21 protein-coding genes are annotated in these 21,870 nt (G+C 63.3%); 19 read left to right on the top strand and 2 right to left on the bottom strand.

Annotated features, from left to right (window positions below; all coding sequences use genetic code 11):
- Positions 1-134: 134 nt before the first annotated feature.
- The 6 genes from PTZ19_RS12015 to zapA all read left to right on the top strand — a co-directional run bounded on the left by PTZ19_RS12015 (position 135) and on the right by zapA (position 8,959).
- Complete coding sequence (locus tag PTZ19_RS12015) at positions 135-962, top strand: thiazole synthase (protein WP_276354969.1); 828 nt, start codon at positions 135-137, stop codon at positions 960-962.
- Positions 962-2,107 carry a glycine oxidase ThiO gene (gene thiO / locus PTZ19_RS12010; protein ID WP_276354718.1) on the top strand — a complete coding sequence of 382 codons (1,146 nt, stop codon included), beginning with the start codon at positions 962-964 and terminating at the stop codon, positions 2,105-2,107. The genes PTZ19_RS12015 and thiO overlap by 1 nt, the downstream gene beginning before the upstream one ends.
- Entirely contained in the window at positions 2,104-2,928 is an 825-nt protein-coding gene (gene thiD / locus PTZ19_RS12005; protein ID WP_276354717.1) for a bifunctional hydroxymethylpyrimidine kinase/phosphomethylpyrimidine kinase, read from the top strand. The genes thiO and thiD overlap by 4 nt, the downstream gene beginning before the upstream one ends.
- Before the next feature lie 1,119 nt (positions 2,929-4,047).
- Entirely contained in the window at positions 4,048-5,082 is a 1,035-nt protein-coding gene (gene pheS / locus PTZ19_RS12000) for a phenylalanine--tRNA ligase subunit alpha (RefSeq protein WP_276354715.1), read from the top strand.
- Between the two features lie 46 nt (positions 5,083-5,128).
- Positions 5,129-7,576 (top strand): phenylalanine--tRNA ligase subunit beta, encoded by a 2,448-nt coding sequence (pheT, locus tag PTZ19_RS11995; RefSeq protein WP_276354714.1) that lies wholly within the window; start codon positions 5,129-5,131, stop codon positions 7,574-7,576.
- Positions 7,577-7,696: 120 nt separating this feature from the next.
- A complete protein-coding gene (zapA, locus tag PTZ19_RS11990; protein ID WP_276354713.1) occupies positions 7,697-8,959 on the top strand; it encodes a cell division protein ZapA in 1,263 nt (420 codons plus the stop codon).
- Between the two features lie 112 nt (positions 8,960-9,071).
- On the opposite strand, the gene PTZ19_RS11985 is transcribed toward zapA, so the two are convergent.
- Positions 9,072-9,446: a cupredoxin domain-containing protein gene (locus PTZ19_RS11985; RefSeq protein WP_276354711.1), complete on the bottom strand. Its 375-nt coding sequence runs from the start codon at positions 9,444-9,446 to the stop codon at positions 9,072-9,074.
- Positions 9,447-9,628: 182 nt separating this feature from the next.
- The gene (locus PTZ19_RS11980) at positions 9,629-9,991 is read right to left on the bottom strand and encodes a phage holin family protein (RefSeq protein WP_276354710.1); all 363 of its coding nucleotides are present in this window, start codon (positions 9,989-9,991) and stop codon (positions 9,629-9,631) included.
- Between the two features lie 126 nt (positions 9,992-10,117).
- On the opposite strand from PTZ19_RS11980, the gene PTZ19_RS11975 reads away from it, so the two are divergent.
- The 13 genes from PTZ19_RS11975 to PTZ19_RS11915 all read left to right on the top strand — a co-directional run bounded on the left by PTZ19_RS11975 (position 10,118) and on the right by PTZ19_RS11915 (position 21,867).
- A complete protein-coding gene (locus PTZ19_RS11975) occupies positions 10,118-12,481 on the top strand; it encodes an endonuclease MutS2 (protein ID WP_276354968.1) in 2,364 nt (787 codons plus the stop codon).
- A 13-nt stretch (positions 12,482-12,494) separates the two neighbouring features.
- Entirely contained in the window at positions 12,495-12,914 is a 420-nt protein-coding gene (locus PTZ19_RS11970; RefSeq protein WP_276354709.1) for a DUF350 domain-containing protein, read from the top strand.
- A gap of 136 nt (positions 12,915-13,050) precedes the next feature.
- Positions 13,051-13,584, top strand: coding sequence for a hypothetical protein (locus PTZ19_RS11965; RefSeq protein WP_276354708.1), 534 nt, complete (start codon positions 13,051-13,053; stop codon positions 13,582-13,584).
- Positions 13,585-13,963: 379 nt separating this feature from the next.
- Entirely contained in the window at positions 13,964-14,503 is a 540-nt protein-coding gene (locus tag PTZ19_RS11960) for a hypothetical protein (protein ID WP_276354705.1), read from the top strand.
- Between the two features lie 87 nt (positions 14,504-14,590).
- The gene (locus PTZ19_RS11955; protein ID WP_276354703.1) at positions 14,591-15,082 is read left to right on the top strand and encodes an Lrp/AsnC family transcriptional regulator; all 492 of its coding nucleotides are present in this window, start codon (positions 14,591-14,593) and stop codon (positions 15,080-15,082) included.
- 36 nt (positions 15,083-15,118) lie between these two features.
- On the top strand, positions 15,119-16,345 hold the full coding sequence (locus PTZ19_RS11950; RefSeq protein WP_276354702.1) for an aminotransferase class I/II-fold pyridoxal phosphate-dependent enzyme: 1,227 nt from the start codon (positions 15,119-15,121) through the stop codon (positions 16,343-16,345).
- 106 nt (positions 16,346-16,451) lie between these two features.
- Entirely contained in the window at positions 16,452-16,727 is a 276-nt protein-coding gene (locus PTZ19_RS11945; protein WP_276354700.1) for an aspartyl-phosphate phosphatase Spo0E family protein, read from the top strand.
- Between the two features lie 245 nt (positions 16,728-16,972).
- A complete protein-coding gene (locus PTZ19_RS11940; RefSeq protein ID WP_276354698.1) occupies positions 16,973-17,542 on the top strand; it encodes a bifunctional adenosylcobinamide kinase/adenosylcobinamide-phosphate guanylyltransferase in 570 nt (189 codons plus the stop codon).
- A 100-nt stretch (positions 17,543-17,642) separates the two neighbouring features.
- Complete coding sequence (locus tag PTZ19_RS11935; RefSeq protein WP_276354696.1) at positions 17,643-18,230, top strand: cob(I)yrinic acid a,c-diamide adenosyltransferase; 588 nt, start codon at positions 17,643-17,645, stop codon at positions 18,228-18,230.
- A complete protein-coding gene (locus PTZ19_RS11930; protein WP_276354695.1) occupies positions 18,227-19,204 on the top strand; it encodes an RluA family pseudouridine synthase in 978 nt (325 codons plus the stop codon). Before PTZ19_RS11935 ends, PTZ19_RS11930 begins: the two co-directional genes overlap by 4 nt.
- Positions 19,186-19,548: an arsenate reductase family protein gene (locus PTZ19_RS11925; protein WP_276354693.1), complete on the top strand. Its 363-nt coding sequence runs from the start codon at positions 19,186-19,188 to the stop codon at positions 19,546-19,548. The genes PTZ19_RS11930 and PTZ19_RS11925 overlap by 19 nt, the downstream gene beginning before the upstream one ends.
- A gap of 24 nt (positions 19,549-19,572) precedes the next feature.
- Positions 19,573-20,655 carry a site-2 protease family protein gene (locus PTZ19_RS11920; RefSeq protein WP_276354691.1) on the top strand — a complete coding sequence of 361 codons (1,083 nt, stop codon included), beginning with the start codon at positions 19,573-19,575 and terminating at the stop codon, positions 20,653-20,655.
- Positions 20,656-20,679: 24 nt separating this feature from the next.
- The gene (locus PTZ19_RS11915; protein ID WP_276354689.1) at positions 20,680-21,867 is read left to right on the top strand and encodes an aminotransferase class I/II-fold pyridoxal phosphate-dependent enzyme; all 1,188 of its coding nucleotides are present in this window, start codon (positions 20,680-20,682) and stop codon (positions 21,865-21,867) included.
- The last annotated feature ends 3 nt before the right edge of the window (positions 21,868-21,870 follow it).

Raw genomic sequence — 21,870 nt, 5'->3', positions numbered from 1 at the left:
AGGACCCGGGTGATCTGGCGGGTCGGGAACAGCTGGCGGGTCGGGATTATCCGGCGGATGGGGCCAAACAAGTCGTGCAGGCGAATCGGGACTTTCTGGCGAATGGGGCAATTCGGATCGAACAGGCGGATCGGATGGATCAAGCGGATTTGGACGATCTGGTGATCGGAGGCCGCAGGCTGTCTTCGCGGTTTTTCTTGGGAACGGGGCATTTTCCCAGCCCCGCCGTGCTGCGCGAAGCCTTGGACGCTTCCGGGGCGGAAGTCATTACGTTCGCGGTGCGCCGCGTCAATCTGGACGCGGCGGGCGACGACTCCATGCTCCAGCACGTGGAAGACCGCGGGCTGGTCTATTTGCCGAACACCTCCGGCGCCCGCACGGCGGACGAAGCGGTGCGCATCGCCCGACTGGCGCGGGAAGCCGGCCTCGGGCGCTGGGTGAAGATCGAAATCAGCGCGGATCCCCGGACGCTGCTTCCGGACGCGCTGGAAACGCTCAAAGCGACGGAAAGGCTCGTCAAGGAAGGATTCGTCGCGCTTCCCTATACCTCCGACGATCCGATCGTTTGCCGGAGGCTGGAAGAAGCGGGCGCTTCGGCGGTCATGCCGGGCGGGGCGCCGATCGGCACGGGCCTCGGCATCCTGAACCCGTACGCGATCGGATTAATCGCGGAGCAAGCCCGCGTGCCCGTCATCGTGGACGCGGGCATCGGATCGGCCGCGGACGTCGCGCAGGCGATGGAGCTCGGGGCCGCCGGCGTTCTCGTCAACACGCCCGTGGCCAAGTCCCGTGACCCGGCCGCGATGGCGCGGGCGATGAGGCTGGCGCTCGAAGCCGGCCGTCTCTCCGGGATCGCGGGGAGGATTCCCAAGAAGAAATACGCCTCCGCCAGCAGCGATCCGGCGGGCAGCCTATTCGGGCCGCCGGGCGGGGCGGCCGTCTTGGGAAAGGCCGGATGGTAATGGCGGGGCGATCGGTTCTTATCGTCGGGGGAGGGATCGTCGGGCTCTCGTGCGCTTGGGAAGCGGCCAAACGGGGATTCCGCGTGACGGTCGTCGAGAAGGAAACCTTCGGAGGGCAAGCGTCGGGCGCCGCGGCGGGCATGCTGGCCCCCTTCTCGGAAAACGCGGCGGGACCCGACGCGTTTTTCCGGCTGTGCCTCGACAGCTTGAACGCCTATCCCGAATTCGTGCGCGAGGTCGAGGAGGCGTCCGGCATGGACGCCGAATGGCGGCGGGCCGGAAGCGTGGCGGCGGCGCTGCACGAGGCCGACTGGCTTCCGCTGCAAAGCCGTGCGGCGTGGCAGTCCGCATACGGGGGGCGTTGCGAGCTGCTGGAGGCGGCCGACTTGCGGAAATTGGAGCCTGCGCTCACCGGCGAGGCGTTGGCGGGGCTGTGGTGCCCGGTCGAAAGCCACGTATCGGCGCCGAAGCTGGTCCGGGCGCTGGAGGAGGCTTGCCGCAGGTCCGGCGTAACCCTCGTCGGGGACGCGGGCGGGGTGACGAAGCTCGAAACGCGCGGCGAGGCGGGCGCCGTCTTGGAAACGGAGCGGGCGGGCGCGTTGGCGGCGGATCGCGCCGTGCTGTGCGCGGGAGCCTGGAGTCCGCTCTGGGAACGGTGGCTTCCGATTGCCGTCCCGGTGCATCCCATCCGCGGGCAAATCTGCGCCTACGAGAAGGCGGCGCCGGAAGTACGGCACATGGTGTTCTCCAGCCAGGCGTATTGGGTCGGCAAACAAGACGGCAGCCTGGTGTGCGGGGCGTCGGAGGATCATGCGGGCTTCGAGCGGTCGGTAACGGAGAAGGGCATCGGCCGCTTGACCCGGTGGAGCGGCAAAATGTTTCCTTTCCTGGGCGGGCGGCAGCCTTCCCGCAGCTGGGCCGGCCTTCGTCCCGCGACGCGGGATGGCTGGCCCTTGATCGGTCCCGTGCCCGGAATGCCGGAGGTCGTCGTCGCAACGGGACATTATCGGAACGGCATTCTGCTGAGCCCGGCGACCGCCCGCTGGGTGGGGGACCTGCTGGACGGACGGCCCGCTGGTTTGGCGTACGGCGGGGCGTTCGCTCCGGAACGGTTCACCCGCCTGGCCGCCGGAGCTTCCCGATGAGCGGCCAGATGCCGCTCGCGCTCACCGTCGCGGGCTCGGACTCGGGAGGGGGAGCGGGCATTCAGGCGGACCTGAAAACGTTCCAGGAGCTCGGCGTCTTCGGCATGAGCGCGGTGACGGCGATCACCGCGCAGAACAGCCTGGGCGTTCAGCGCGTGGAGCCCGTTTCGCCGCAAATGGTGGAAGCCCAGTTGGAGAGCGTGCTGTCCGACATCGGCGCGGACGCCGTGAAAACCGGAATGCTGCCGACGGCGGAGATCGTCGAGCGGGTCGCGCGGGTTTGCCGGCGTTACGGGGTGACGCGTCTCGTGGTGGATCCGGTGCGTTCGGCGAAGGACGGGACGGATCTTGCCGGCGCGGAGGCTTTCTCCGCGCTGCGCGAGCTGCTGCTGCCGATGGCGGAGATCTTCGCGCCGAACCTGCCGGAGGCTTGCGCTTTGCTCGGCATTCGTGAGGAGGAGATCCGATCGGAAGCGGATATGGTGGATGCCGCGCAAGCGTTGCTCGGGAAGGGTCCCCGAAATGTGCTGCTGAAAGGGGGGCATCGCTCCGGCGGAGAGGCGGCGGACTTGTTGGTCGGCTGCGATGAGAAACCGTTGTGGCTCCGCGCCCCCCGGCTTTCGACGCCGCACACGCACGGCACCGGCTGCACGCTGGCTTCCGCCTCCGCGGCCGGATTGGCCCGCGGCTTGGCCGTGCCGGACGCATGCCGTCTGGCGAAGGCGTTCGTGGCGGCCGCGATCCGCCGCGCGATGCCGCTCGGCCGCGGGGTTGGCAGCCTCCGGCATTCCTCCTGGCGGGAGGAACAGGATGTTCGCTAGATCGCGGGTTACGATCGGCGGATCATCCCGGCTAAGGGCTCGCGTCCCGGGCCGCTCCCGCCGGGTTTCCGTCCGAAGGTCCGTACCGCGCAGCAGCCACGCGTCCCGGGGTCAAACCCGCCGAAATCCGGTTCCGGGGATTGCGCGGATCGCAGCCGCGGGATCGAGTCCGGGGGTCCACCCCCTCGGGCCACCGTCTCCGCGGCCCACGCCGGCCCATTACGACGCTCCCGCTTGCTTTGCGAACCTCGTTTGCCCTATAATAAACGATATATTTTCGAAATGCTGTGATGGAGACAAGTAAGCAGCGCCTTCCTGCAGGGAGGGGACGCCGGAGACTGGGAGCGTCCCTAGGAAACCAGGCTGCCGAAATTCACTCCGGAGTTGTCCCTTGAACGCGCGCGGCCGCTTGGCCCGATGCCAGTAGGGGGAACCGGCAGCGGCCCGTTACGCCGCGGAAAGCGGGAATGCCGTCCGCCCCGAACGCCGTATATACGCGCGTCTTCGGACGCCGGACAGCCCGGCGGGGCAGCGCATTCCAACAAGGGTGGTACCACGGTCCTTTCGTCCCTTCAGGGAGAAAGGGCTTTTTTGTTTGCCGCTGCCGTTCTTCGGCCAAACGGACACGCGCCGATTCGCTGCCGACGATGTCCTCGAGCGGAAGCCAAGCTCCGTCCTGCAGGATGGGCTCGGCCGCCGATTTCGCTTTCCTGAGCCATGGGGATATCCCCTTCGCTCAGGAAGAGGCGTTAAGCTGGTAGGCACGGCCAATCCCCTGCCGCGATAGGGCGCTTCATCGAACGGGCGGCGAACCTAACGGACACCGCAGCCGCTATTTGGCGATAAACGGTCATCTTCGAAATGTAACGGACATAGCGGCCCTTATCGGCGCTAAGTCGCGGCATCGAGTGGTGTTTTCCCCCGAATAAGCGCATCCGTGTCCGTTAGATTCCGAACGTTCACGGTATGGCCCGAATAGCGTCCGCTGTGTCCGTTAGCCCGATCGACTCTCAGCCGGATTGAGCGGTCCCGGTATAACAGCGTAAACCTTCGCGGTCGTTACGGACCCCTTCGGGGCCCGAAAGAATAACCACGATTCACTAAAGGAGAGAACGAGCCATGAAAGAGCGATTGGAAGCCCTCCGGCGCGAAGCGCTGGACCGGCTGGAAGCCGTGGCGGACGCCGCGGCGCTGAACGATCTCCGGGTCGAGTACTTGGGCAAGAAAGGCAAGCTCACCGAAATCCTAAGAGGCATGGGCGGGTTGTCCGCCGAAGAGCGGCCGGTCATCGGCCAAGTCGCCAACGACGTGCGGGCGGCGATCGAAGAAGTATTGGCGAACAAGCAGGAAGCGTTCGACCGCGCCGAGACGGCCCGCCGCCTCAGGGCGGAGACGATCGACGTCACGCTGCCGGGCAAGGCGCCCGCGATCGGGAGCTTGCATCCGCTGACCAAAGTACAGGAGGAGATCGAAGACATTTTCCTCGGCATGGGGTACCAGATCGCGGAAGGTCCCGAAGTGGAGACGGACTACTTCAACTTCGAGGCGCTGAATCTGCCCAAAAACCATCCGGCCCGCGACATGCAGGATTCGTTCTACATCACGGACGAAATTTTGCTCCGTACCCACACGTCTCCCGTACAAGTCCGCACCATGCAGGCCGCGAACGGGAAGACGCCGGTCAAGATCATTTGCCCGGGCAAGGTGTACCGGCGGGACGACGACGACGCGACCCACTCCTTCATGTTCCAGCAGATCGAAGGACTCGTCGTCGGGCCGAACATCCGCATGAGCGATTTGAAGGGCACGCTGCTGCAATTCGTCCGCGAGATGTACGGGCCGCAAATGCAGATCCGGCTCCGCCCGAGCTTTTTCCCGTTCACGGAACCGGGCGCGGAAGTCGACGTGACGTGCGCCAAGTGCGGCGGACATGGCTGCCGGATGTGCAAGCACACCGGCTGGATCGAAATCCTCGGCTGCGGCATGGTCCATCCGAAGGTGCTCGAGCACGGCGGCTACGATCCGACGGAAGTATCCGGGTTCGCGTTCGGCATGGGGATCGAGCGGATCGCGCTGCTGAAATACGAGATCGACGACATCCGCCATTTCTATTCGAACGACCTGCGGTTCCTGAAGCAGTTCGCCAAAATGTGACGACGCGTCCGTGAACGCCATTTTCGCATAAAAAGGGGAGTTACCCATGAACGTTTCCTATCGGTGGTTATCCGACTATATCGATGTAAGCGGCATTGAACCGGAAGGCTTGGCCGAAAAATTGACGCGGGGCGGCATCGAGATCGACGCCGTCCGGTCCCGCAACCTGGGCGTCAGCAAAGTGGTGGTCGGGTACGTCAAAACGCGCGAAAAGCATCCGGACGCCGACAAGCTGAACGTGTGCACGGTCGACGCCGGCCAGGGCGAGGATTTGCAGATCGTGTGCGGCGCGCCGAACGTGGCCGCGGGGCAGAAGGTCCCGGTCGCGCTGATCGGGGCGAAGCTGCCCGGGGGCCTGGAGATCAAACGCGCGAAGCTGAGAGGCGTGGAATCCCAAGGGATGATCTGCTCGGCGCGGGAGCTGGGCATCAACGACAAGCTGCTGCCGAAGGAGCTGCAAGAAGGCATTCTGGTGCTGCCGCCGGATGCGGCCGTCGGAGCGGATGCGGTTCATCTGCTCGGGCTTGACGACCACGTGCTGGAGCTCGATCTGACGCCGAACCGCTCCGATTGCCTCAGCCTGCTGGGCGTGGCGCACGAAGTGTCGGCCTTGACGGGACGGCCGGTCAAGCTGCCGCAGCCGGAACGGGACCTGATCGAAGGGGCGGACAAGACGGCCGACCGCGTATCGGTGACGGTGCAGGAGCCCGAGCTCTGTCCGATCTATTCGGCACGTTACATCCGAGGGGTGAAAATCGGCCCTTCGCCGCTCTGGATGCAAAATCGGCTGATCGCGGCGGGCATCCGGCCGATCAGCAACATCGTCGACATCACGAACTACGTGATGCTGGAATACGGGCAGCCGCTGCACGCGTTCGATGCGGCCAAAGTCGCCGGCGGCCATATTGAAGTCCGTCTGGCGCGGGAAGGCGAAACGCTGGAAACGCTCGACGGGCAGGTCCGCAAGCTGGATCCCCGCATGCTCGTCATCGCCGACGCGGAAAAGGCCATCGCGCTCGCCGGCGTCATGGGAGGGGCCAATTCCGAAGTCGCGCCGGATACGACGGAGATCATTCTGGAGTCGGCCAAATTCGACGGAGGCGTCGTGCGCAAGACGTCCCGCCAGCTCGGCCTTCGTTCGGAAGCCTCGGCGAGGTTCGAGAAGGAAGTCGATCCCGGCCGAGTCGCCGCCGCGCTGGACCGGGCAGCCGACCTCATGGTTCGTTACGCGGGCGGCCATGCGGCGAAAGGGGCGGCGACCGCAGTCGCGGAAATCCCGGTGCCGGCGGTCATCGATCTGGCGCTTTCGCGGGCGAACGGGCTGCTGGGCACCGAGCTGTCGGCATTGGAGGTCCAGACGCTGCTTGCCCGGCTGGGCTTCCACGCGGAATCGGCGAAGGACGGCTTGTGGCGCGTGACCGTACCGACCCGGCGCGGCGATATCCGCCGCGAAGTCGATCTGATCGAGGAAGTCGCGCGATTGCACGGCTACGATGAAATCCCGACGACGCCGATCGAAGGGCCGACGACGACGGGCGCCCTGACGACAGCCCAGGCGATCCGCCGGGAACTCCGGACGACGCTGACCCGGGCGGGCTTGTCGGAGGCGATCTCCTATTCGGTCACTTCGCCGGAACGCGCGTCGATGTTCGCGGAGCTGGCGCAAGGCGCGCGGCCCATCGCGCTGGCGATGCCGATGAGCGAAGAGCGCAGCGTTCTGCGGACGACGATGCTGCCCGGCTTGCTGGAAGCGGCGGCCTACAATCTGTCGCGCAAAAACGGAGACGTGGCGCTGCTCGAAATCGGCAGCGTCTACCATACGCAGGAAGAGTCGCTGACGCGCCTGCCGCACGAGAAGCCGCGGCTATCGATCCTGCTCGCCGGGCATCTGCGGCCGGCAGGCTGGAACCGCAAGGCGGAGCCGGTCGATTTCTATGACGCCAAAGGTTTGCTGGAAGCGGCGTTCGCCCGGCTTGGGATGGGCGAGCTGGTGGATTACGAAGCGGCGTCGCCGGACGGGTTCCATCCCGGCCGCACGGCGGCCGTGAAGCTGCGCGCCGGGCACGGATCGGAAACGATCGGTTACGTCGGGCAGCTGCATCCGGAGCTGCAGCGGGCGTTCGACCTTCCGGACGCCTTCGCGGCCGAAATCGAACTCGCGCCGGTGTACGAGTCGGCGAACCGCCGGATTTTGTACCGCACGTTGCCGAAGTTCCCTTCGGCGGAGCGGGATTTGGCAGTCGTCGTGGACGATGCCGTGACGGGCGGAGCGCTTACGGAGGCGGTTCGCAAGGCGGCCGGCGAATTGTTGGAGTCCGTATCGGTATTCGACGTTTACGCCGGCGAACGCCTCGGCCAAGGCCGGAAGAGCGTGGCTTTGGCGATGGTCTACCGGCACGCGGACCGCACGCTGACGGATGAGGAAGTCGCGGACGTCCATTCCCGGGTATTGGCGGAATTGGAACAATCTTTCGGCGCGGAGCTTCGCAAATAGGCAGGAAACGGAATCGCGCGCAGCGAATACCTTCAAGAGCCGCAATGCCGGAGCTTGAAGGACTTCGCTGCTTTTTTTGCCGACCAGGGGCGGCAGGCAATGGGAATGGAGGTACTCGCCATGGCGGATGAGAACGTGTCGCGCGTGACGGTTGAGATATACGGAACCCCTTATTCGATCAAAGGGCGTTCGAACCCCGAACAGATGCGGAAAGCGGCGGCTTGGGTGAACGAGCGGATCCAGCGGTTCGCGGAGAGCGATCCCCGTCTGGATTTGCCGAAGCTGGCGGTGCTCGCGGCGCTGAACATGGCCGACGAGATGCTGAAGCAGCAAGCGGACGTGGAGGCCCTGCTGCGGGATGCGGAGGAACGCGGGCGGATCGCGGAAGAGCTGGATCGCGCCGTATCCGAGAATGCGGCCCTGCGGGTCGCGATGGAGGCGGCGAAAGCGGAAGCCGAAGCCCGCGTGGAAGCGCTGCGGGCCGAGCAGTCGGCGCTGGCCGAACGGTGGGAAGCGGACCGGCGGGATGAGCGTCGGCGTTCCGAAGAGGAGCTCGCCGCCAGAATGGCCGAGCTGGAGGATCGGTCCGCACGCGCGCAGGCCGAGATCCGCAAGGTAGCCGAGAGGCTGCTGGAAGAGAGAGACGCCGCCCACTCGGCCGACCGGGAGGCGTGGTTGACGGACCGGGCGGCTTGGGCGGAAGAGAAGGCCGCATTGGAAGCGGAACGGGCGGCTTGGGCCGGGGAGAAGGCGGAATGGCTCGCCCGCGAAATGGACTGGCTGAAACAGCGCGCCAAGCTGGAGGCGGACCACCAACGGCTCGCGAAGGAAACGGAGGAGCTGCGCCGCGAAGCGGCCGAGGATTTGCGCAAGCGGCAGACGGCGGAGGCCCAAGCCGCGGAGCGCCAACGCGCGCTCACGGCCGCGCGCGAGCGCGCCGAACGGGAGCTCGGCGAAGCGAACCGGCTGAAGCGCGAAGCGGAGGAGCGGGAGCGGGAAGCGCGCGAATCGGCGCGCGACCTGCAGGAGCGGCTCGCTGCCGCGCTGCGGGAAGGGGAGGCCGCGGAGGAACGGATCGCGGCCGCGGAAGCGCGCTTGGCCGAGGCTGCCGAGGCCGAGCGGCGGATGAGCGCCGACCGGGAAGCGGCGGCGCGGGAACTGGAGGCGGCGCTGGCGCAGGCCGCCGCCTTGGACGCGCGGGAGGCGGAGTGGGCCGCCTCCCAAGCGCAGCGCGAGCGCGAGGCGCGGAAGCAAGCCGAGCGGAGCGCGCGGGCGGAAGCGGAGCTGGCCGCGCTGCGGCGCGAGCATGAGGCGCTGCGCGAGGAGTACGCGAAGCTGCAGAACGAATTCAACGAATGGATCGACCTGCTCGAACAGCCGTAAGGTTGGCGTTCAAGATCCATGGATACGGAAGAAGCCTCCGTCCTCACTGCCGCGGGCAGTGGAGCGGAGGCTTCTTTTTGCTGACGCGATCCCGTTTGCCTGGGCAGGCCCGTTACTGCACGACCAGTTTGGAAACCATGTCGTTGTGGCCTTTTCCGCACATGATGCTGCAACGGAAGTCATACGTGCCGGCCTTGAGCGTGACGACGGTCGAAGTGTGGCCGGGTCCCAGGTTGATGTCCGTTCCCGGGACCTTGATGCCGTGGCCGCCGTCGAGCTCCAGGACGATTTTGACCGGCGTATCTTTGGGGACGATATATTCGGGTTTGTCGAATGCCCAGTTCGACGCCTTGATGACGATTTCCTGCGAGGCGGTTTGCGATTCCGCCGGACTGGCTCCGGCCGTCTCGTCGCTCTTGCCGCCGCAAGCGGACAACGCGAACGCGAGGGCGCCGAGGATCAGCAGAGCTGCGATGGATTGCCGCACTTCCGGTTCCTCCTCCAATGAAATGGAAATTTTCAGTTTCCATTTTATCATAGGAGCCGAATGCCGGTTTACCCGAAAGTTGACGGCTTCGTGAACATCCTGCCCCAGGCGGAACCTGCCCGGAAATGCCGCAGACCCCCGGCAAGCCGGGGGGAATGTATGCTCAGCCGTTCTCGCCGAGGTTAGCTGCGCGTGGGGTTTTTCGCGGCGCGGAACGGACTGCCCACGGGGATGAACAGGTCGATGATCCCGATGACCAAGGCGGCGAGGATGGCCCCGATGATCGTCGCCCTTACGCCTCCCACCACGAATTGCGCCAGCCAGATGACCAAGGCGCTGGACAGGAATCCGACGATCCCCCTGCCGAACGGGGAAATGTTGCGGCCGAAAATCCCTTCCAGTATCCAACCGAACAAAGCGATGACCAGGGCAAGCAGGAGTGCGCTCCAGAACCCGCCGACGGTGAAGTTCGGAACGAGCCACCCCACCAGCATCAGCACGAGCGCGGATACGACGAAACGTACGACGTGTCCGAGAAAAGTCATGACTGCTGCCTCCTTCGCGAGAGATAAGCTTAGTGTATCCTTTCTTCGCTTCCCTATGAGCGGAAGGTTTCGCAAGATCGGACGGTTCGGCTATAATAAGGGGCGAGAGGAGTGGAAAATCACGCCGTGAACGACAAGGCGCTCCATACATTGGAATACGATAAAATCGTCCGCCGCCTGGCGGCCGCCTGCGCCACCTCGATCGGCAAGGAGCATGCGGAACGGCTTCGGCCGACCCGCGACTTGCGGGAAGCGCAGAGGCTGCTTCGGGAGACGGATGAAGCGTCGCGGGCGTCGGCGTTGAAAGGCTCCGCGCCGTTCGGCGGCATTACGGACGTCCGGCCGTCCCTGACCCGGGCCAAGCTGGGGGGCGTGCTGCAGCCCAGCGAGCTGTACGATATCGCGCAGCTCATCGCCGGGATCCGGAAGCTGAAGCGATACGTCGCTTCGGTCTCGGAAGAAGCCGAAATTCCGCTGCTCGAGGATTTTTGCGAACCTCTGACGGATTGCAAGCCGCTCGAGGACGAAATCCGCCGATGCATCGACGATCAAGGCGACGTCCTGGACGCGGCCAGTCCGGAACTGGCTTCCGTTCGCCGGGATATCCGGGTGAGCGAGGGACGCGCCCGCGAGAAGCTCGAGAGCATGATCCGATCCTCCTCCGTGCAGAAAATGCTGCAGGAGGCGCTCATCACCATCCGCGGCGATCGTTACGTGATCCCCGTTAAGCAGGAATACCGCGGGCATTTCGGCGGCATCGTGCACGACCAGTCCGGCAGCGGGGCTACGCTGTTCATCGAGCCGGAAGCCGTGGTGCAGCTCAATAATAAGCTCCGGGAGCTCAAGCTGAACGAGCAGAAGGAAATCGAGCGGGTGCTGCGCAAGCTCAGCGAGCTGACGGGGCAGAAAGCCGACCTTCTGATCGGAGATACGGAAACGCTGGGCTTGCTCGACTTTATTTTTGCCAAAGCGGCCTTGGCGGCATCCGACTTCGCGACGTTGCCGTCGATGAACGACGAGGGCAGGCTCGATCTGCGGCGGGCGCGGCATCCGCTTATCGACCCGAAGCAGGTCGTGCCGATCGACGTCGAGATGGGAAACGTTTACTCCGCGATCATCGTGACGGGTCCGAATACGGGCGGCAAAACGGTGTCGCTCAAAACGATCGGCCTGCTCAGCCTGATGGCCATGTCCGGGCTGTTCGTCACCGCCGCGGAAGGCAGCACGCTCTGCGTGTTCGACGGGATTTATGCCGACATCGGGGACGAACAGAGCATCGAACAAAATTTGAGCACGTTCTCGAGCCATATGACGAATCTGATCTCCATCCTGGGCCAGGTGACGTCCCGCAGCCTCGTGCTGCTCGACGAGCTCGGCGCCGGAACGGATCCGGCCGAAGGCTCGGCGCTCGCGATCGCGATTCTCGAGCACCTGCACCGGATCGGCTGCCGGATCGTCGCGACGACGCACTACAGCGAGCTGAAAGCCTACGCGTACAACCGTCAGGGACTCGTCAACGCCAGCATGGAGTTCGACGCGGCGACGCTGCGGCCGACGTACCGGCTGCTCGTCGGCGTTCCCGGGCGAAGCAACGCGTTCGCCATCGCCGAACGGTTGGGCCTTCCGCGCAGCATTATCGAGCATGCCCGCGGCGAAGTCAGCGAGGACGAGCTGAAAGTCGACACGATGATCGCCTCGCTCGAGCAAGACCGCCGGCGGGCGGAATCCGAGCGCGCGACCGCCGAACGGCTGCGCGCCGAGGTGGAGAAGCTTCGGCAGCAGATCGAAGACGAGCGCCGCAAGTTCCAGGAGCAGAAGGCCAAGCTGCTGGACGAAGCGCGGGAGGAAGCCCGGGCCGCCGTGTCCAAAGCGCGGCGCGAAGCCGAGGAGATCATCGCCGATCTTCGCCGGATGGCGTTGGAGGAAGGCGCTTCCGTCAAGGAGCATAAGCTGATCGAGGCCCGCCGGCGGCTGGACGACGCGGTTCCGGCCGCGGCGGCGCGTCCCCGCCCTTCGGGCGGAGGAAAGGCGGCCAAGATCGAACCCGGCGACGAGGTCAAAGTGTTATCGCTCGGCGGTCAGAAAGGGCATGTCGTCGAGTTGTCCGGGGGCGGGGAAGCCTTGGTGCAGCTCGGCATTTTGAAAATGAAAGTCGCGCTGGCCGACCTGGAGCCCGTCAAAAAGCAAGCGGCAGCCAAGCCGCAGGTGCAAACCGCGCCTTCCGTAAAGCGTACGAGGGACGAGAACCTTCGGACGGAACTGGATTTGCGGGGAGCTACGCTGGACGAGGCCATTCTGGAAGTCGACCGGTTCCTCGACGAAGCGTTCCTGGCCAACCTGGGCCAGGTTTACCTCATCCACGGGAAAGGCACGGGCGCCCTGCGCGCCGGCGTGCAGGATTTCCTGCGGAGGCACAAGCACGTGAAAAGCTACCGGCTCGGCAATTACGGAGAGGGCGGTGCGGGCGTAACGGTCGCCGAACTCCGCTGACGGAGGGGATCCCATGCAGGGCTTGGTCGATTCGATGATGCGGTATCCGCTGGCGTCCGTCCTGGCTTATTTTTCGGTGGGCGTCCTGGCGCTGCTCGTGTTTCTGAGCGTGTTCGAGCGGGTGACCCGGTATAATGGTTGGGAAGAAATCCGCAAGGGAAACGTGGCGGCCGCCATGGCCACCGGCGGGAAAATTTTCGGAATCTGCAACATTTTCCGTTTCTCGATCCTCGCCAACGATTCGATTTACGAAAGCCTGCTTTGGGCCGCCGTCGGTTTCGTGCTGCTGCTGGCCGCCTATTTTCTGTTCGAGTTTTTGACCCCGGTGTTCCGGATCGACGAGGAAATCGCGAAGGACAACCGGGCCGTCGGCCTGCTGGCCATGATCCTGTCCGTCTCGCTCTCCTACGTGGTCGGCGCTGCGGTGATGTGAATCGGAGGAAGACCGGATGAAGTATTTGTGGGGCACGTTGTTCGCGGTTGCGGTATTGTTCATCGTTTTGGGCGTCGTGTATTTATGGAACGCAGGATAAGAAGCTGAATCGAAGCAACGGGAGGGAGGCACGGAAATGGCCGTTGTCGTGTGTCTATGGTGTCAGAACGAGATTCCCCAAGAGGAAGGCGCCGAGCCGGAAAAATATTGTCCGATATGCGAAAATGAATTGGACGGCTACCGGACGCTGACGATCGGATTGGACGATCCGGATGAAGAGGAAGAAGCAGAGGAAGAGGGCGAGGTCCCGGCAGGCGGCGAGGAAGGGCTGTCTTGGATGGAGGATCGCGACTTGAGGGAGAAGAACGAGACGCTCCTTCAATTCGAAGAAACGGTCGAGCGGCTGATGGATGACCAGGAAGCCGCCCCGGAATGTCCGATGTGCCGGGAGTACATGCTGGAGGCGGGCGAGCGGATCGTGTCGCCGGAGTCGTTTCGGCCGCTCGAGCATGAGATGCTCGGGGGCCCGGTGCTGAAAGCCCCGTTCTCGCTGACCGTGTACGTGTGCCCTTCTTGCTTCAACGTCCAGCACGTGCTGTCCGAGTCGGACCGCCGCGACATGGAAGTCCGGCTGAGCCGGGCGAATCTTCGCGGCGGCGGCCGTCTGTAGGCGAGGGAAACCCCGGAAACTCCGGCCTCTTTCCACGCCGCTTTTGAATTATTGCTTTAAAGCAATAATTTGGCCAACTAACGCCTCATCGGAGCGATTTTATTGCTTTTAGGCAATAAAATGGGGGAAATGTACACTCTTACTCGCGCAGACCCCCGAATGATTGCTCAAACGCAATAATTCCGATCGAGCGAACGGATCAGCGGCGGAATTATTGCCCAAACGCAATAATTTTATATCGCACCCTCTTGAACCGCCGACAAAAACGGCATAGTATGTCTATAAATTCATATTCCGACGCAAAGCATGCGCCGCCGATTTCGGACGAGAGTCCGGAATGGCGGCGTTTTGTTTTGCCGGTCGTCAAGAGGGGATCAAGATGAGCATGGACCGATTCGAACAGGAGCACCGAAAATGGCTGGACAGCCATCTCGCACGCAGGAAGGGAGAACGCAAACGCCGTCTGGAGGCCGGGCACGCACATGCGGAGAAAGAGATGCAGAGAAAAATTTGGATTCCGGTATTCGGCAACCTTGAGTACTTGCATCCCGAATACGAGGTGAGGGACTTCCTGGAATTCTGCGATGAACGGATCCGTCACATGCATCTGGTCAACGACGGTTGGATCGTCATCCGGATCGGTTACGACGATATCGTGGAACGGCCAAGGCCGTGGAGGCAATTATTGCGTTACGCTGGCGTATTTTCCGCTGACCCGGCGCTGACCATCGTCTTCGGCCTCGCGCTCAGCATGCCCGTTTCGCTGCTCGTGACGGGCGCGCTACGCAATGGCTGGAAAAGAGATACGAACGATGCGATGCCAAACGCAGCCATTCTCCGGCCGAGGGGCTCCCGTCATTTTCCAATGGCTCCGCTTGCCCCAAACGGTTTTCCGTCTTCCCACCGAGCCTGTTTTTGATGTAATATGAAGAGTAATCTTAAGAACAGTCCGAAACGTTTCGCCGGATGCCGGGGGAACCGGATCTTAGACAAAAGAGGGATCGCGATGAATCAACTGAAGTTAAGCATCCTGGACCTGCTCAAGGAAGACGCGCGCTTGTCCGCGGCGACCATCGCCACCATGCTGGGTTCTACGGAGGCGGAAGTGGCGGCGGCGATCGACGAGCTGGAACGGGACCACGTCATCGTGAAGTACGCGGCGGTCGTGAACTGGAGCAAGGTGGACGACGAGAAGGTCACGGCGATGATCGAGGTGGAGTGCACCCCGGAGCGGGGACGCGGCTTCGAGAGCATCGCGGAGCGCATCTTCCTGTATCCGGAAGTGAAATCCGTCTACCTGATGTCCGGCGCATACGATCTGTGCGTGGAGATCGAGGGCAAAAACCTGAAGGAAGTCGCTTCCTTCGTCTCCAACAAGCTGGCGACCATCGACTCCGTCATTTCGACGAAAACGTTCTTCATTTTGAAAAAATACAAGCAGGACGGCATCATTTTCGAGGAATTCGAGGACGACGGTCGATTGTTGGTGTCCCCGTAAGCATAACCGTCCGCTAAGCGCAAAGGATCGGTGTCCATGATCAGAGATAAGGAAATGTCGCAGACCGCCGTCGAAATCCCGGAAAACTCGGGAGTCGAGCGGTTTTTGTCCTCCAAAGTCCGGGCCATTCCTCCTTCGGGAATCCGGCGTTTTTTCGATTTGGTGAGCAACAGCAAGGATAAGGACATCATTTCCCTGGGCGTCGGGGAGCCTGATTTCGTTACGCCGTGGAGAGTGCGGGACGCGGCCGTGTACTCCCTGGAAAAAGGGAGGACCCAATATACCGCCAACGCCGGAATGCCGGAGCTTCGGGATGCGATTGCCGGCTACCTGAACAGCCAATTCCAGTTGGACTACGATCCGGCCAAGGAAATCGTCGTGACCGTGGGCGGCAGCGAAGGCATCGACCTGGCGCTGCGGGCATTGCTGGAGCCGGGAGACGAAGTCCTCGTTCCCGAGCCGACCTACCTTCCGTACGGCCCGATCACCGCGCTGACCGGCGGCGTTCCGGTCGGCATCGAGACGTTCGCCAAAGACCAGTTCAAACTGACGGCCGAAAACTTGCGCGCCGCCATTACGCCCCGTTCCAAAGTGCTCGTTCTCTGCTATCCCAGCAATCCGACGGGCGGCATCATGACCTACGAGGATATGCTGCCGATCGCCAAGCTGGTGCGGGAGCACGATTTGATCGTCATTACGGACGAAATCTACGCCGAGTTGACGTACGGCTCCAAACACGTCAGCTTTGCGTCGCTGCCCGGCATGAAGGACCGGACCATTCTGGTCAGCGGATTTTCCAAAGCTTTCGCCATGACCGGATGGCGGATGGGATACGTGTGCGGGCATCCCGACTTGATCTCCGCCATGCTGAAAATCCATCAATATACGATCATGTGCGCGCCGATCATGGCGCAGGTCGCCGCTTTGGAATCGCTGAGCCCGACGGGACTGGAAGAGAAGGACCGGATGATCGAGTCTTACAATCAGCGCAGAAGGCTGGTCGTACAGGGTTTCCGGCAGATTGGCCTGCCTTGCCATGAGCCGCAGGGAGCGTTCTACGCGTTTCCATCCATCCAATCGACCGGCATGAGCTCGGAAGAATTCGCCCAACGCTTGGTGCTGGAAGCGAAAGTCGCGGCGGTTCCCGGCCACGTGTTCGGCAAAGGCGGGGAAGGGTTCCTCCGCTGCTGCTACGCCACCTCCGTTTCTCAGTTGAACGAGGCGCTCGAAAGAATTGGCAATTTTTTGAACAAGATCAAATAAACCGGGGAATCTATCGAATATTGTTGTGAAATCGCAAATAGACTGCTATAATTACCATGGTTTTCATCTTTTTCGGAAGTATGGCAGAATAGAAGGGAGAGAGAACATGGACGCGGCAGAACGTTGCGAGAATGCCCCGGCTCTCCAGTCCGATGCCCATGCCGTCTTCAATCCCCATCGGATGGACGACAAGCTTGCACGGCCGAAGCCCGGAGCGCGGTTGACCGACGATATCGACGATCTCCGGCAAAGAATGGCCGAAACGTTTCTCAGGGAAGCGTCGTTCACGGCGGACCCGGTCATCCTGATCAGCCGCCAACTGGATGTCAAAATCAACGAATATATGATGCAATGGAAAGTCAAACATATGAAAGCTCGGTGAATTCGATCACCGGGCTTTTTTTTATTCTTGTACCGCCTCCGCCGCCGCGTTTCCATTCCATTACCGGCTTTTCCTCCGAATGCCGGTTTGCGAACGGACAACCGCTTTCGTCCCGCTCCTCATCTCCGAACGGAATTCTCCCTTCACCAAACGGTCTGCTATCCGGGTCTTCAAGGGTTTCTAATTTATGAAGGCGCGGGCGATATGCTATAGTGGTGATAGTCGGGTCGGAGGAGGGACGGGGGATGCTGCTGTTGATCCTTGGGGGCGTCGGTAGCGGAAAATCGGCTTATGCCGCGCAATGGGCGCAGTCGCTCGGGAGAGAAGCGATCCGCTTGTCCTGTCCGGCGTTTCCGGGAGAGGGGAGTCCTCCGCCGCGAACCGAAGCGGAACCCGGCCCAACCGGCTTCGTCTGGAAAGAATGGACGGCCGACGAAACGCTGGACGCCGTCATTACCCGAATCAATCTTGAATCGAATCTATTCCGCGCGGATCGCCGGGTGTTGGTCGTCGACAGCTTGTCCGGGTGGCTGCGCGCGGCGCTGCGGCGCGACCGCATCGCAGGCGCACGGCCGGGGACGCCCGGAGATGGGGACGATACGCCCTTGCGAAGAGTCGTGCAAGCGATTTTGGCTTATCAAGGCAAACGAATCGTCGTGAGCGAGGAACCGTACGCCGGCTTGGCGGACGACCCTTGGGAACGGCGTTATGCCGGGGAGCTGGCGGAGGCCGTCCGGCGTCTGGCCGGGGAGAGCCACGCCGTATACCGGCTGACGGCCGGCTTCGCTTCCGAATTGAAAGGCCGGAGAGTCTGACTCCGTCAAACTCCCCAAGCAGAGAGAGTTTGACTCCGTCAAACTCCCCAAGCAGAGAGAGTTTGACTCCGTCAAACTCCCGATTATAGGAGGAACAACCATGAAACTCTATACCCGCACCGGGGATGAAGGACGGACCTCCGTCATCGGAGGGGGACGCGTGGCGAAGGACGATCCGCGGGTCGAGGCTTACGGAACGATCGACGAACTGAACGCGTTCGTCGGCCAGGCCGCCGCTTGGGCGGCGGCGCAGGATGCCGGGAAGTGGGGCGGTTTCGCCGATCGCCTGACCCGGATCCAGCACGAGCTGTTCGACTGCGGCTCCGACTTGTCCTATGCAACGCCCGAACCGGAGAAAATGAAGGTTTCGCCCGACATGACGGAAAGGCTGGAGCGCTGGATCGACGAGTACGAGGCGGCGTCTCCGCCGCTCCGGCGCTTTATCTTGCCCGGAGGCAGCGAGCCCGCCGCCCTCCTGCACGTCTGCCGGACGGTTTGCCGCCGCGCGGAGCGGCGAGTCACTTCTTTGGCGGCGGCCGCTCCGTGCCCGGCGGAGGTGGGCCGGTATTTGAACCGGCTGTCGGATTTCTTCTTCGCGGCCGCGCGGGCGGCCAATGCCAGGCTCGGGGCGGCCGACGTCGAATACGAACGCGGCGCCGAGGTGTTCCGGCGGAGGCCGGAAGCGTGACGACGGGAACCGGAGGCGCAAGCCGCTATTACGATCCGCTGGTGTGGACGGCGGAAGCCGCCGATGACGGCAAGCCGCTCCGCGACGTGCTCCAGCGCCGGCTCGGGGTGTCCCGGCGGCTGCTGGTGAAGCTGAAATCCACCGAGGAAGGAATCACGGTGAACGGGCGCCGCGCATGGACGAACCAGCCGGTCGCGGCAGGCGATCGGATCGAACTCCGCATCGAGCGGGAGGTTTCGGCCGAGATCCTGCCTCAGCCGATGGATTTGTCCATCGTGTTCGAAGACGACCATCTGCTCGTCGTGAACAAACCGGCCGGGCAAATCGTCCATCCGACGACCGGACATTACATGGGCACCCTGGCGAACGGAATCGTGTTTTATTGGCGGGAGCGAGGCGAGACGTGCCGCTTCCATCCGGTCCACCGGCTGGACGAGCACACGTCCGGCCTGGTCGTCGTCGCCAAACACGCGTACGCGCACCAGCAACTGGCGGAGCAGATGGCCGAAGGCGGCGTTGAGAAGCATTACCGCGCCTACGTATACGGCCGTCCGCCGAAGAACCGCGGAGAAGTGGACGCGCCGATCGGCCGCGCGTCGGACGATCCCCATCGGAGGGTCGTGCGGACGGACGGCGCGCCGTCGCTGACGTATTACTCCGTCGCGGCCGCTTATCCCTGCGGGGCTTCGGCGCTCGATATCCGGCTCGGCACCGGACGTACGCATCAAATCCGGGTGCATATGCTGCACGTCGGGTGTCCCTTGATCGGAGACGACTACTATACGGACGAGTCGCGGACCCCGCCGGATTTGGCCGCTCGGCTGAAGAACGTCATCGCGCGGCAAGCCTTGCACGCCCGGCAGTTGGTGTTCCGTCACCCCGTAACCGGCGCGGCAATGGAACTGACGGCGGAATTGCCGCGGGATTTGCGAGATTTGGAAGGAGTTCTGCAAGCATGGCAACAAGAACTTTGACGGTCTATCATTACCCCGTCTGCGGCACCTGCCGCAGCGCGGTCAAATGGCTGCAGAACCGCGGGTACGAGCTGGAGCTGCATAACCTGTGGGAAGAGGCTCCGTCTCCGGAACAGTTGGCGGAGTGGATCCCGCTCAGCGGCCTGCCGATCCAGAAATGGTTCAACGTTTCGGGGGACGCTTACCGGGAGCTGGGGCTGAAAGACAGGCTCCCGCGGATGACGGAGGAAGAAAAAATCCGGTTGATGGCCGGGAACGGGAAATTGATCAAACGCCCGGTCGTCACGGACGGACGCAAGGTGACGGTCGGCTTCAAAGAAGAACTGTACGAGGAGAACTGGTAACCAATCCCCCAAGGAGGTACGGCCGTGTCGGAGCTGGAGCGGAACATTCCGAACAAAAACCGGAAGGCCCGGGGCAGCGGGACTTGGGCGGCGGGAGCCGGGCTTTTGGTCCTGCTCAGCAAATTCAAAACGTTGTTGCTGCTGCTCCTGAAAATCGGCAAACCATTAATTACGATGCTGGTGAGCATCGGCGTCTACGCGATCGTCTACCCGTGGACGTTCGCGGTGGGGTTCGTCCTGCTCCTGTTCGTTCACGAAATGGGGCACGTGTGGGCGGCGCGCCGGGCGGGCGTTCCGGTCAGCGCGCCGATGTTCATCCCTTTCGTGGGCGCTTTGATCACGATGAAACGGCACCCCAAGGACGCGTTGACCGAAGCGAAGCTCGGGATCGGCGGCCCGCTGCTCGGAACCGCGGGCGCCTTCGCCTGTTACGCGGCCGGATGGTGGAGCGGTCAGGAGATTTGGTTCGCGCTTGCTTATATCGGATTTTTCCTAAACCTCATCAACCTGCTGCCCATCCACCCGCTGGACGGCGGCCGCGTCGTCGGCGCGGTAAGCCGCTGGCTGTGGCTGGTCGGCGTAATCGCGGGACCGTTTATCCTGTGGAACATCGGGAGTTTCCTCTTTTTCGTCATTTGGCTGATGTTTCTGTGGGAAATGTATAAACGGTTCATCAGAGACCGCGGCAAGGGAGAATCGTACGAAGTCGTGGGCGAGTACCGGGCCGCGGCCGATCCGGCGATGCCGTCCTGGTATTGGGCGGGCGAAGCCCATCAGAGGGAACTGCCGTTTACCGCCTACTGCAGGCTGGACGGGACGCACATCGTGGAATTCTGGTGGGAGCCGTTGTCGTTTCGGGGGGAGCTCGAACTGTCCCAGAGCTGCACGATCGACCGGGTGATGCTGACGAAAGTGCAGCCGCCGGACGAAAACGGGGAAGTCTCGTTCAAGGTTCGGACGGAAGGACGTCTCTATCGATCCGAGCATTATTACGAGGTGCCTCTGCTTGCCAGAATCCGCATGGGGATCCTGTACGGCGGACTGGTTGCGGTGCTGCTATACATGACTTGGCATATCGACGTTGCGGGATTGATTCCGGCGGCGTGAGCGGGAAAAAGGAGTTTTAGCAAAATGGAGCATACGAAATGGAGAGCGGATCGGCTGGATCGGCTCGGTTCGGCGATATTCGCGGAAGTGGCGGCTTGGAAGGAGAAGGCGAGAAACGGCGGGACGGACGTGATCGCGCTGGACATCGGCAGTCCGGACCGCCCGCCCGCGCTTCCGGTTCGGGAAGCCTTGGCGGCTGCGGCGATGCGGGAAGACCTGTACCGTTATCCGGGCACCGAAGGGACGAAGCGGTTCCGGGAAACGGTCGCGCGTTGGTACGGGTATCGTTTCGGCGTCGAGCTCGACCCGGAGCGGGAAGTATTGTCGCTTATGGGCACGCAGGACGGGTTGGGGCATCTGGCGCTGGCCTTCGCGAACCCGGGAGATGCCGCGTTGCTGCCGGATCCCGGCTATCCGGTCTACGGCGCGGGATTGGCCGTGGGAGGAGTCGAGGCGATTCCGCTGCCGCTTACGGAAGAGAACGGCTTTCTGCCGGACTTCGATGCGATTCCGGACGCCGTCTGGGCGCGCGTGAAATTCATGATTTTGAACTATCCGAGCAATCCGCTCTCGGCGGTGGCCGATCTCGCCTTCCTGGAGCGGGCGGTGCGGGAGGCCCGGCGGCGCGGCGTGCTGCTCGTGTACGACAACGCATACAGCGAAATGGCGTTCGACGGCTTCCGCCCGCCGAGCGTGCTGCAGGTGCCGGGCGCGAAAGAGACGGCGGTCGAGTTCCATTCGCTGTCCAAGACGTACAACCTGGCCGGCGCCCGGCTCGGATTCGCCGTCGGCAGCCGGGAAGCGCTGGCGTCGCTGCGCGCTTTGAAGGACAATATCGACTTCGGCGTCTTCCTCGCGGTCCAAGAGGCCGGCATCAAGGCGCTGGAGTTGGATATGGCCGGCGCTCTAGAGCCGGTGGCGGAGGTCTACCGGAAGCGGCGGGACGTGTTGGTCGCGGGCCTGCGCCAAGCCGGCTGGCACGTGCCGGTGCCGAAAGCGACGATGTTCCTGTGGGCACCGGTACCGGAGGGCTGGACGTCGCGCGCGTTCTCCCAAGCCATGCTGGAAGGGGCCGGCGTGGCCAGCGTTCCCGGCAGCGCCTTCGGTGACCGCGGGGAAGGGCACGTGCGCCTGGCGATCGTCGAATCCGAGGCGCGGCTGCAAGAGGCGGCCGAGCGGATCGCCGCTTGGCTGCCGCAATCGCGTCCATGAATC

Source organism: Cohnella caldifontis (assembly GCF_029360585.1).
Classification (GTDB): Bacteria; Bacillota; Bacilli; order Paenibacillales; family Paenibacillaceae; genus Cohnella; species Cohnella caldifontis.
This window is presented reverse-complemented; position numbering and strand designations above follow the sequence as displayed.